This is a genomic window from Sporosarcina ureae (genome assembly GCF_029267015.1).
GTDB classification, from domain to species: domain Bacteria; phylum Bacillota; class Bacilli; order Bacillales_A; family Planococcaceae; genus Sporosarcina; species Sporosarcina ureae_D.
This window is the reverse complement of sequence record NZ_JARIEA010000038.1, coordinates 1-10931: the sequence shown is the minus strand read 5'-3', so window position 1 is coordinate 10931 and position 10931 is coordinate 1. Positions and strand designations below refer to the sequence as shown.

Sequence of the window (10931 nt, the reverse complement as noted above, 5' to 3'; positions counted from 1 at the left end):
GCAGCCGCCTTCGTTAGACAGTGTGTAGGGCAGTTCGGATTCTTCTTTTGCAAGGATAGGAACTAGTACTACCCAGTCACTGGTTTGATCTACTATAAACCACAAACAAACTTGGTAAGTACTCAGTAGCGCAGGCACAACTGCGGGGTCAGCCGTGGCCATGAGACAGCTAGCAGCTCCACCGCTAGTTGGCTCATGGCTGAAGGCAATCCCCCACGTGCCTGCGCGAGTCCGAAGCATGACCCTCACCACTTTCAACGATAAAGCCTAACTCGAGCAACGACCCAACCCTCCAACACTCCACCCCGTAACATCTTCTAACCTTTCATTCTTTTTACTTTTCATGACAAAAAGCAATTGGTATACTAAACAATAGTAGGAAACCATTATAACTAAAGGAAAGAGTGTGTACCCAATGGGCCGTAAATGGAATAACATTAAAGAAAAGAAAGCATCAAAAGACGCAAACACAAGTAGAATCTATGCAAAATTTGGACGTGAAATATATGTAGCAGCAAAATCTGGAGACCCAAGCCCTGAATCCAACCAAGCCTTGAAATTCGTACTCGAACGTGCGAAAACATACAGCATTCCAAGAGCGATTATTGACCGTGCTATAGAAAAAGCAAAAGGCGGCGGCGAAGAAAACTTCGACGAACTTCGTTATGAAGGATTTGGACCGAATGGATCAATGGTCGTCGTGGACGCATTGACAAACAACGTCAATCGTACAGTTTCTGAAGTGCGAGCGGCTTTCGGTAAAAACGGAGGAAACATGGGAGTCAGCGGTTCTGTAGCGTACATGTTCGATCCAGCAGCAATTATCGGTATCGAAGGCAAATCAGAAGAGGAAGTACTAGAACTTTTGATGGAAGCGGATATAGATGTAAATGATATTGAAGAAGAAGATGGGCAAGTAGTGGTCTATGCAGATCCATCTCATTTCCATGAAGTACAAGAAGTTTTCCGAGAAGCAGGTGTTACAGACTTTACTGTAGCGGAATTATCTATGATTGCGCAAAATGAAATATCTTTGGATGAAGAAGCTCAAGAGCAGTTTGAGAAAATGATCGATGCACTTGAAGAGTTAGAAGACGTACAACAAGTTCATCACAATGTAGAATTGGCGTAAAAATAGCAGCTGTTCCCAAATAGGAGCAGCTGCTATTTTTATTATTTTATGATGACCTTCCAGTCGTCGGTTGGTTCTTCCACGGAATCAACGTAAGTTGGTAAGAAAACAAATGACCAAGGGGTTGCGGTAAAGGCGGGAATGTCGAGAGATAATGAGAAAGTCTCTTTTGCAGCTGTTTCTCCTCGTTCATTTACTACACATACTGTTGCTTCGCGAATTGATAATAACTCATCACGATTATTTTGTAAAAATACAGTGGCAGCTAATCCACCATTGCGTTTTCTTTTTAAAAGTATAGGTGTTGCCGTGAATTCTTCGTGCACTGATCTTTTAGTTTCATATTGGTGGATGAAAGCCTGTTTTTGTTGGTCTGATAAAGTAGCTTCCCACGTTTCTTCGAACACAATCTGCATAGGGCAGACCTCCTTTTTCCTATATCATTCCCCGAAGATTGATATTTAAGACCTATTATAGCATATATTTTTAAATAATATGAATCACGACTTAATTCTCTTGTATAAAACAAGCATTTCATCAGATGAAGGAATGTATTGAATGATGTATACTGTAATAAGAGTATAATAGGTAAAGGAGAGAGCCGTATGATACGTGTATTATTCGTTTGTCTCGGTAATATTTGTCGCTCACCCATGGCCGAAGGAGTATTTCGTAAGATTATTCATGATGAACGCTTGGAAAATCTTATCGAAGTAGACTCTGCAGGTACAAGTGATTGGCATATTGGTAAGTCGCCACATGAGGGAACGCTCTCTAAACTGGCAGAATTTAAAGTTCCAGCAGATGGAATGGTCGGACGTCAGTTGACTGTAAAAGACGCAAAGGACTTTGACTATATTATTGGAATGGATGCAGAAAATATCCGTAATATTCATAACCTGTTTGGCGATCATGATCATCAACGTGTACTGCGCTTTTTAGATTTAACGAGTCATCAAAAAGATGTTCCAGACCCGTACTTTACGGGAGACTTCCAAGAAACGTATGACTTAGTACTAGAAGGTTGTCAATCGTTATTGGAGCTCATAAAAAAAGAGGAATTATCTAAGTAATTAATGCAATATTTTTTGTACACCGAAGTTTATAAAACCTATGTATAGTGAGTCCACCGAACAATCTTTACTTATGAATTTAGTGCGACTACACTAAGTGGGAAAATGTCTGTTGGAGGAATTTATGAGTAATCATCCTTTTATTCCGATTATTGTCGGAACGAATATTAACGCCTATAATATGGCGATTTCATTTCATGAAGAATACGGCATCAAACCGATAATTGTAGGTAGAGAACCATTGCCATTCACAAGCTATAGTACAATTACAGATATCCAAGAACTGAATCCAGGTTTGCACGATCCGAAAGTATTTGTTCAGTTCTTACGTGAAGTCGCTAAAAAGCATCGTGCCGCTGATCAAAAGCTGGTACTTGTTGGAACAGATGATTTATACGTGCGAATGATAATTGAACAACGAGAAGCTTTGCAAAAAGATTTCTTATTCAATTACATTGATGAAGAAATCATGAACGCAGTGTATATCAAGAAAAACTTCTATGAATTATGTGCACAACACGGAATTGATACACCGTCTACGTATTTTCATTCTTGTCTGTCTGACGAGCCATTTACTGATGAAGTGCTGTTTCCAGTCATCATAAAACCGAGTGATGGTGTTCAATACTACCGTCATCCGTTTGAAGGATTGCAGAAGATTTATAAAGTAGATACATATGAAGAGGTTAACCGCATCATTCAAATGGTTAAAGCTAGTGGATACACGGCAGATCTGATCATTCAAGATTTCATTCCGGGCGATGATACGTATATGTGGGATGCTGTGTATTATGCTGATCAGCATGGTAAAGCGCAGTTAATCACATTGGCGCAAGTCGTATTGCAGGAGCGTGCGATGACGGCTATCGGAAATTATACAGCATTGATCACGCGCTTTGATGAAGAGATCATGACGAAGCTCGCTAATTTCCTAGAAGCAATTGGTTATGTTGGCTACGGAAACTTCGATTTGAAATACGATGAACGCGATGGTAAATTCAAAGTGTTTGAAGTGAATATTCGTCAAGGGCGTTCAAGTTATTACATTACACAGTGTGGCGAAAATATGGCGAAGTATTTAGTCGATGACTTGGTTTACGGAAAAGAAAAGCCATTAACCTATCTAGATGATCACTTCCTATTCACAGTTGTGCCGAAAGCTGTATTGAAAAAGTTTGTTGATAACCCACCTATGGAAAAAGAGATACGTTCTTTGATCAAAGCGGGGAAGTACGGCAATCCGTTATTTTATAATAAAGATAAACATATGAAACGTAAAATCTATTTATTGATGCGTCAAATCAATTATTACAAGAAATATAAAAATGCTGTAGAAGAATAAAAACACCCTTGCGCATAAGCGTAAGGGTGTTTTGCATTCATGCCAAACTTAGCTGAATCGGTCAACCAAGTCGTGCATATTCTCCGCTTCGGTATGAAGATCAAGAGACGCGTGCATGATAGTATTGATTGCAGCCTTTTGTTCATCAATTGATGCATTAACTTGTTCCGTTGCTGCTGCTGATTCAGTTGCGACAGCCGCAATTTGGTCTATTGCTTGAACGACATCTTGTCTATTTTCATCCATACTGTTCATATCTTTTTCCATAGTACGCAACAGTGATGTGATATTCAGAATAGAGTCCGATAATTGTTCAAAAGCACTTTTAGTTTCCAGAATCGTACTTTCTTGATCACTAGTCAGATCCAATGTATGTTTCATTTGATTTTCGGCAGATGTCGTATCTTTTCGAATATGAACTAGGAGATCACGAACTCTTGTAGTTGCCTCGTTTGTATCTTCCGACAGTTGACGTACTTCATTTGCTACTACGGCGAACCCTTTTCCATGTTCACCTGCACGAGCAGCTTCAATACTGGCATTTAATGCAAGTAAGTTCGTTTGCTCAGAGATAGATGAAATCGTTTGGACAATTGCTTGGATTTCGTTCATTCTAGATACGAGTTGTGAGAAGTTCCCTTGCAAGTCGTTGATCACGACGTTAAAGTTCTGTGAATTTTCTTCTAGCGTCTCCGCTTTATGCATACCAGAACTTTGCAAATCGTTCATACTGCGCATTTCTGTTACTACATTCTCATATTGCTCAGATGCATTGGAAATCAGCGTAGATAATTGATTCACTTTTGTGATTGCTACATCTGCTTCCTCTGATTGCAGCACTGCTCCCGAAGATACTTCAGCAATAGCGCTGTGTATTTCGTCAGCTGATGCTGTTGCTTCTTCTGTAATTGCGCTAAGTGTTTCTGAAGATGTTCTCATACGGTCTGAAGAGAGTCTTGTATGACCGACCATCTCATTCAGATTATTTTTCATCGTATTGACATTTTCAGCTAAGTGGCCGAGCTCATCATGCGAACGGATCGGAATGTTTTCACCCGACAGTTTACCTTCCGCAATTTCAGCTGTAATGAGACGGATATTCTTAATATATGAGGTCAGACGTCCTGAGAAAATAGAGAATAAAGCAACGCCCACAATGACAGAAATAATAACTGAAATCAAGGTATACCACAAAACGTTTTTAGCGCCAGCGTTAAAGTCTACCAGATACGTTCCGGCCACTACAATCCATCCCCAGTTTGGATCTTGTAGACCATAAGTGATTTTTGGCGCTTCTACATTCAAATTACTCGGCAATGGCCAATCGTACTGAACATATCCGCCTCCGCTTTTCGCTTCAGAAATGACTTCACGAATGAAATAACGACCGTCTTTTGTTTTCGTTTCATAAAGACTTTCACCTTCTTTTTGTGGATGTACAAGTAATGTCCCTTCCTCATCCACTACGTAAAAGTAGAAATTCTCTCCGTACTTCGCTGGATTGTCTAAAGGTCTAGTTCCGTCAGCAGCCATTGGCCCCATAATCTTATCTTTAGCTCGTTCTTGGGCATCTTTTAAGCTAATTGAACCGTTCTCTACTTGAATATTCAGCTCATCGATTAAGTCTAAAACGCCATATGTCCCATTCTGTAATCCCATTTCCCCGACTTTCTCAAGTTCTTGTTTAGCTACAAAGTAATTGACGATACCAACAGCCAATAATGGAATTAAAATTACCAGAGCTGCAAGCGCTATCAACTTATTGCGTACTGAACCTTTCAATATGTAATGCCCCCTTTTGCATTTTTGCTATATGAAACCTTTCTCCCTATTGATAGTATAGGCTATTCTGATTAAGAACGGAATAGTTTGTCACATATAATAGAGAATTTCTACTTAATTACCAAAAGAGAGGTTAAATGACAATAGTAAACCCTTCGATTCTTGACTTGAAAAATACTGTAGGCTACACTTAATAGAGCTGTGGCTGTACGGTTCTTTAAATTTTTTAACGGATAAAAACGGAAGTTGTACGGAGCTATAGTAACGTAAGGAGTGTTTGAGCAGTGCCGATTTTGGATAAAAATAATGCAGAAGATGTAAAAAGATATGAAACCTTTATGAGGAATTCGCCATTCCGTTCAATTACACAGGATCCCAACTGGGCGAATGTGAAAGATGACTGGGGTAATGAGCAAGTATATGTAGAACGGGACGGAGAAATTGTGGCCGCTATGTCCTTATTGATACGTAAGGTACCTGGCGGTTTTTCATTACTATACGCACCGCGCGGACCTATTTGTGATCTGCATGATCAGAAGTTGGTTGAAGAATTGATTCAAGAGGCAGAGGTGCTTGTAAAAAAACATAAAGCATTTGCACTGAAAATGGATCCTGAACAGCTATACACAGACGAATTGGACAAGTTATATCGTGATGCGGGTTACATAGTACGTAACGAAGGCGCGGGTAAAGAAGATTTAATCCAGCCTCGTTACAATATGATTGTTAAATTGACGGACGAGGATGAAGATTCTTTAATGCTCAAGTTCCGTAGTAGAACGAGAAGCAAAATCCGGAGCTCAGCACGTAAAGGTGTGGAAATTTCTTATTCACGCAGTGATGAATATTTAAAGAAGTTCTTTGAAATCCATGAAGAAATGTCTGTTCGTAATCAAATATCGATTCGTTCATATGATTATTTCGTCAAAATGCGAGAAGCATTCGATGACTTGCGCATCTATATAGCTAAGCATGAAGACGACTATTTAGCAGGTGCGGTAACGATTAACTATAACGGGAAATTGTATTACTTATACGCAGGTAGCTCCAACACAAAGCGCAATCTAAATCCTAGTTATCTAATGAACTATGAGATGATGAAGTGGGGTTTAGAAATTGGAGCAGAGCAGTATGATCTCGGTGGAGTGTTCGTGCTCGACAGTGAACAAGATGGATTGTACAATTTTAAAAATAGCTTCTGCCAAGTAGATGGTGTAACAGAATTTATTGGAGAAATCGATAAAGTATACAAACCTTTTATTTACAACATGTTTGTAAAAGTAGTGCCTAAAATTCAGAAGTTGAGAAAGAAGCTTCAAAAAAAATAACCGGTTGAAATCCTCAACTACAGAAAAGAGTGAACCGAATGAATTTTTTAGACGAGCTGAATGAATCTTTGCGCACAAAGTGGAATTTTAAACAGCCCATGCCAATTCAATCCCAGATGATACCTGAAATGCTGTCGGGTAAAGATATAGTGGCGGAATCACCAACAGGCACAGGTAAAACATTGGCTTATGCATTACCTGTAATTCAAATGGTAGACGGAGATTTGCCGAAAACACAAGCATTAATCATTACACCATCACAAGAACTATCTATGCAGATTGTCAATGTGATACGTGATTTGGTTGAGGGAACTTCCGTAACAGTCACGCAGTTGATTGGCGGTGCAAACATGCAACGTCAAGTTGAAAAACTGAAGAAAAAGCCAACGATTGTAGTAGGTACACCAGGAAGATTGAATGAGTTAGTAAAAGAACGTAAGCTAAAAATGTATGATATCCAGTATTTAGTCATCGACGAAGGGGATCAACTACTCTCACGCGAATATCGGGTATTGGTAAAAAGCTTAATTGAAGCTGCAAATCCTGAGCGTCAGTTAGCTGTCGTATCTGCAACAATTACCGATGAAATTGAACTTGTTGCCAAGCAACTAATGAAGGATCCGATCCGCCTACAAGTCAATGCAGATGAAATCCCAAACAGTGGTCAAGTCGTTCATTCATACGTAAAAGTAGATGAACGTAAAAAGACGGACGTCCTCAGAGGGATTTCTGCATTATCAGGTGTTCGTGCACTGACATTTATGAACAACGTAGACCAGTTACGCATGAAAGAACTGAAACTGCTCTACAACGATGCACCTATCGCAGTACTTTATTCTGACATGAAAAAACTGGACCGTCAGAAAACATTGGAAGACTTCAGAAAAGGTACGATCCGTATCCTTATCGCTACTGACTTAGCAGCGAGGGGTCTAGATATCGAAGGGCTGACGCACGTCATCCACGTCGACGTACCACACACAGTCGAACAATACTTACACAGATCAGGCAGAACAGGTCGCGCTGGAGCAGATGGAGAAGTTCTCACATTGCTATCTTACCCAGAAGAACGAGACTATCGTAAAGTATCCAAAGGCATCAAAACTGTCCAAAAAGTTTGGTACAATGGAAAACTGATCGAAGGAAACTCTAAGACTTTAGACGAAATGAAAAAAGCTGCACCAAAGAAATCAAAGCCGAAAGTAAAGAAAAAGAAATAACGAAAAACGTATCATTGACTAAATGATACGCAATGACTGAAGACGAACTCCATCACGGAGTGCTAGTCTTCAGTTTTTTCTTTTATCTTTTTAACGAGTGGCTTAATCATCAGACAATTCTTTGCAAAAAATAAGCAAGCGCGGAATTCTCCGTGCTTGCTTATTTCTATCATCAATCAAGCTGAGTCAAAATAATAGGCTGACCTTTCGTTACGACAATCGTATGCTCGATCTGTGCAACGAGCGATTTGTCAGGCGTAACAAACGTCCAACCGTCATCCAACTCAATCACGTGCTCAGCCTTTTGCGAAATGAATGGCTCCACTGCCAAAACCATACCATCCTTCAATAACGTTTTATCCCAAGGATCATAATAATTCAGAACATGCTGGGGCTCTTCGTGAAGAGACGTACCAATTCCATGTCCTGTTAAGTTTTTGATCACATGCAAGCCGTTATCTTTCGCTTCACGTTCAACGGCTTTACCGATTTGATTCAAACTAGAACCTGCTTTCACTTTCAATAACGCGCGGTCCAAAGCTGACTTTGCCACATCACATAGTTTCTGCTTTTGCTCGTCAGGCGTACCCGCCACGAATGAAATACCAGTATCAGCAAAAAAGCCGCCAAACGATCCGGAAACGTCTATATTCACAAGGTCACCGTCTTGGATCACATAGCTTCCTGGAATGCCATGCGCTACCTGATGGTTGACGCTGATGCATGTATAGCCAGGGAAGTCATACTGATCGATAGGAGCAGAAATCGCACCTTTTTCAGCAAATAAACGCCCTGCCATATCATCAAGTTCCTTCGTAGTAATGCCCGGAACTGTAGCATCTTTCAACGTTTCACGGATCTCAGCGACAATTTTTCCTATTACGCGCAATCCCTCTAATTCTTCATCATTTTTTACAATCATGTTCACAAGTCCTTTCTTCCGTACAATTTAATCAATCCTACTATATCATACTTTATTGATGTTTTTTTAATGATTTGCTTGTTCTTCCCAATACTCATTTCAACACTTTTACACCTTGATATACATTCCAAATCAGAACGATAACAAACAATAAACTATATAAAATAATGAAGAGCATGGGGATGAATCCCCAGAACATCATATTGCTGTCTGTGTTTGTAATGGTGTCAACATTAAAAGAAAAGATGGAATAGGACATAATGACGAAACCAGCAATTAGTAAAGCCATTGGAACTATATGCGAAACGAGTGCTTTTTTTGCATGACGGCGAACTTCGAATTCATCTGCCACGAAATAAATGATGATTGGCAACAGAAGGGGAGCGAAAAACACACTGAAATAACTAAGAGAAGACAATAATTTTGAATTTGACATAGCGTAACCTCCACTCTCTAGCATGATATTCTATACCCTAACCTATACCCTATTTTACGGTATAATCACGAAAAAAACACGGCTGCCCAATTGGCACCGTGTTATAATTGTAGCGGCTTTGAAAAACGACGACCCATAAATACTATAAAGCCGATGACTGCGGAGAGAAATAAAGCCGCTGTCGAAACGAATAATTCGTCTGTACCGTTTTTCATTGCTATACCAATGAATGACCAAATGATAATTAAATTAAACATAGAATCATGGTAGTGATACATAAAATGTAGAGCGATCGCTGCGGCTAAAGTTAAGAAGAGTACTGTCCATAGTGGATCACTCAAACCCCATCCTGTCCAATCGTGGAATTTGAAAGCATAATTAGAATTGGCGATGACTGCGATGAAAATCCATCCCATATAAGCGGAGATGGGAAGTCGTTCCTTATTTCTACCCTCAATTTTGGGATAACTGAAATACAGCACTAACAAACAAATTAATAATGCGATCACGCTGACAATAGCCCAATAATAATAACTATAATGCCACAATAAAAGCCATGCGATATTTAAAAAACAGCTGATTGAGAACGAAATTGCACGTAAATTGGCAACAGAAGAAGAAAGTCTAGGTGAAGTCTTGAAAAATGAGTATAGCCAACTGACCAGTAGCAGATCTAGCACTATCCAAATTGAAAAAACATACTCTGCAGGCATGAATAGAACCGGTACTCGATTAGCAATTTCCCAAGTAGTCAGTCCATTAAGTGGGATTAAATTTGCGGCGATATGAGTTCCAATCATGATGAGTAACGAAAGTACCATCAAAATAATTCTTAGCATGATAAAATCCTCCTGAACAACAGTATACAGAGATTACTGTTCGATAGAAGGTGAAAGTATGAATTTTCCTTTACAATTGAGAAATTGTGGCGTTCTATTGTCTTGTACATGTAAAAAATACTATAATAAGAACTAATGAATTCAGGTAACGGGTACTGATTCTTCATTTCATTCACATCGATTGAATAAAATCTTAGGTTAAAAACAGAATGCTTCGAAAAGGATGAGGATAAATGATTTTACTTGAAGGGGAGCAATGTTATCTGCGCATTCTGACAGAAGATGATGCGTATCAGTTCACCCAAATGCTCATAGCGAATAAAGAGTATTGGACGGAATTTGAACCCCGTCACGATAATACGTATTATACAGTTGCGATGCAGCGTGATAAAATACGTGAATCACTCTATCAGATGCGTGATCGTCGGGAGTATAATTTCGGTATTTTTGATTCGGAGACCAGTATGATCATTGGTCAAATTTCATTGTACAGCATCAAAAGGTTACCGTTCTCCAGCGGATTTGTCGGGTATTCCATTGACCAGCGCCAAACGGGGAGAGGAATCGGCACTGAAGCGGTCATGCTTATTAATCAGTTTGCGTTTGAAAAAGTAAATTTGCATAGAGTAGAGGCATACGTATCACCACGTAATGTAGGTTCGGTGAAAGTGCTAGAAAAGGCAGGATACCATCGTGAAGGGTTGCTACGGCAATTGCTGTTTATCAATGGTGTGTGGGAAGATCATTATATGTTTGGAATGGTCGAAGAGGATTATTGAAAGGGTAAGACCCTTTGGGAAAAGTGGATGACTATATGGAAAAGCCGGCTCTTCGAATAGAAGAAGCCGGCTGTTTTG

General features: G+C 39.6%; 12 protein-coding genes. 6 read left to right on the top strand and 6 right to left on the bottom strand.

The window, feature by feature from the left end:
- Positions 1-240, bottom strand: a 240-nt coding sequence (locus Q7P97_RS05690) for a hypothetical protein (RefSeq protein WP_303967773.1), incomplete at its 3' end; no start/stop codon positions are given.
- A gap of 175 nt (positions 241-415) precedes the next feature.
- On the opposite strand from Q7P97_RS05690, the gene Q7P97_RS05685 reads away from it, so the two are divergent.
- Entirely contained in the window at positions 416-1132 is a 717-nt protein-coding gene (locus tag Q7P97_RS05685) for a YebC/PmpR family DNA-binding transcriptional regulator (RefSeq protein WP_303967771.1), read from the top strand.
- A gap of 41 nt (positions 1133-1173) precedes the next feature.
- Here Q7P97_RS05685 and Q7P97_RS05680 read toward each other — a convergent pair whose 3' ends face one another.
- The gene (locus Q7P97_RS05680) at positions 1174-1548 is read right to left on the bottom strand and encodes an SLAP domain-containing protein (protein ID WP_303967769.1); all 375 of its coding nucleotides are present in this window, start codon (positions 1546-1548) and stop codon (positions 1174-1176) included.
- A gap of 189 nt (positions 1549-1737) precedes the next feature.
- On the opposite strand from Q7P97_RS05680, the gene Q7P97_RS05675 reads away from it, so the two are divergent.
- Complete coding sequence (locus Q7P97_RS05675) at positions 1738-2205, top strand: low molecular weight protein-tyrosine-phosphatase (RefSeq protein WP_303967766.1); 468 nt, start codon at positions 1738-1740, stop codon at positions 2203-2205.
- A 124-nt stretch (positions 2206-2329) separates the two neighbouring features.
- Entirely contained in the window at positions 2330-3547 is a 1218-nt protein-coding gene (locus Q7P97_RS05670; RefSeq protein ID WP_303967765.1) for a carboxylate--amine ligase, read from the top strand.
- 48 nt (positions 3548-3595) lie between these two features.
- On the opposite strand, the gene Q7P97_RS05665 is transcribed toward Q7P97_RS05670, so the two are convergent.
- Positions 3596-5329 (bottom strand): methyl-accepting chemotaxis protein, encoded by a 1734-nt coding sequence (locus Q7P97_RS05665; RefSeq protein WP_303967762.1) that lies wholly within the window; start codon positions 5327-5329, stop codon positions 3596-3598.
- A 284-nt stretch (positions 5330-5613) separates the two neighbouring features.
- Here Q7P97_RS05665 and Q7P97_RS05660 point away from each other — a divergent pair, with 284 nt between their 5' ends.
- Together Q7P97_RS05660 and Q7P97_RS05655 are read left to right on the top strand one after the other, a co-directional pair.
- Positions 5614-6657 carry a lipid II:glycine glycyltransferase FemX gene (locus Q7P97_RS05660; RefSeq protein WP_085427060.1) on the top strand — a complete coding sequence of 348 codons (1044 nt, stop codon included), beginning with the start codon at positions 5614-5616 and terminating at the stop codon, positions 6655-6657.
- A 38-nt stretch (positions 6658-6695) separates the two neighbouring features.
- Positions 6696-7877 (top strand): DEAD/DEAH box helicase, encoded by a 1182-nt coding sequence (locus Q7P97_RS05655; protein ID WP_099626177.1) that lies wholly within the window; start codon positions 6696-6698, stop codon positions 7875-7877.
- 172 nt (positions 7878-8049) lie between these two features.
- Here the strand turns inward: Q7P97_RS05655 and map are convergent, their stop codons facing one another.
- From map to Q7P97_RS05640, 3 genes are all read right to left on the bottom strand, one after another.
- Positions 8050-8799: a type I methionyl aminopeptidase gene (map, locus tag Q7P97_RS05650; protein WP_303967755.1), complete on the bottom strand. Its 750-nt coding sequence runs from the start codon at positions 8797-8799 to the stop codon at positions 8050-8052.
- A 94-nt stretch (positions 8800-8893) separates the two neighbouring features.
- A complete protein-coding gene (locus tag Q7P97_RS05645; RefSeq protein WP_303967752.1) occupies positions 8894-9235 on the bottom strand; it encodes a magnetosome magnetite crystal formation protein family in 342 nt (113 codons plus the stop codon).
- A 101-nt stretch (positions 9236-9336) separates the two neighbouring features.
- Positions 9337-10074: a TspO-related membrane protein gene (locus tag Q7P97_RS05640; protein WP_303967749.1), complete on the bottom strand. Its 738-nt coding sequence runs from the start codon at positions 10072-10074 to the stop codon at positions 9337-9339.
- A gap of 233 nt (positions 10075-10307) precedes the next feature.
- On the opposite strand from Q7P97_RS05640, the gene Q7P97_RS05635 reads away from it, so the two are divergent.
- Positions 10308-10853: a GNAT family N-acetyltransferase gene (locus Q7P97_RS05635; RefSeq protein ID WP_303967745.1), complete on the top strand. Its 546-nt coding sequence runs from the start codon at positions 10308-10310 to the stop codon at positions 10851-10853.
- Positions 10854-10931 lie beyond the last annotated feature (78 nt).